Raw genomic sequence first — 403 nt, forward strand, 5'->3', positions numbered from 1 at the left:
GCCCCGAGGAACTCGTGGGCAAGCTGACGGTGATGGTCGCCAACCTCGCGCCGCGCAAGATGAAGTTCGGCGTCAGCGAGGGCATGGTGCTCGCCGCCAGCCATGGCGACGAAAAGGCGCATCCGGGCATCCACGTGCTGAATCCGTGGCCGGGGGCCACGCCCGGCATGCGCGTGCGCTGATCGGACCGGCCATGCCCGTCCGACCCCATGGCCCGGCCGTCCTGCTGCGGCTGACCTTGCCGGCCGCGCTGGCCCTGCTCGCCGGCTGCACCGCGGTCAGCGTGGCCACCACCGCCGTCGGCGTCACCGCGAGCGCCGTGGGCCTCGCGGCCGATGCGGCCATCGGCACGGTGAAGATCGTCGGCAAGGGCGTCGGCATGGCCGCGGATGCGGTCACGGGT

2 protein-coding genes are annotated in these 403 nt (G+C 73.2%); both read left to right on the top strand.

Going from position 1 to position 403, the window contains the following annotated elements; all coding sequences use genetic code 11:
* A partial coding sequence (locus tag E4T88_RS19025) for a hypothetical protein (protein ID WP_135107596.1) occupies nucleotides 1-182 on the top strand: 182 nt, incomplete at its 5' end.
* Nucleotides 183-193: 11 nt separating this feature from the next.
* Nucleotides 194-403, top strand: a 210-nt coding sequence (locus E4T88_RS19030) for a hypothetical protein (protein ID WP_135107598.1), incomplete at its 3' end; no start/stop codon positions are given.

This window comes from Dysgonomonas mossii (assembly GCF_004569505.1).
Taxonomy (GTDB): domain Bacteria; phylum Bacteroidota; class Bacteroidia; order Bacteroidales; family Dysgonomonadaceae; genus Dysgonomonas.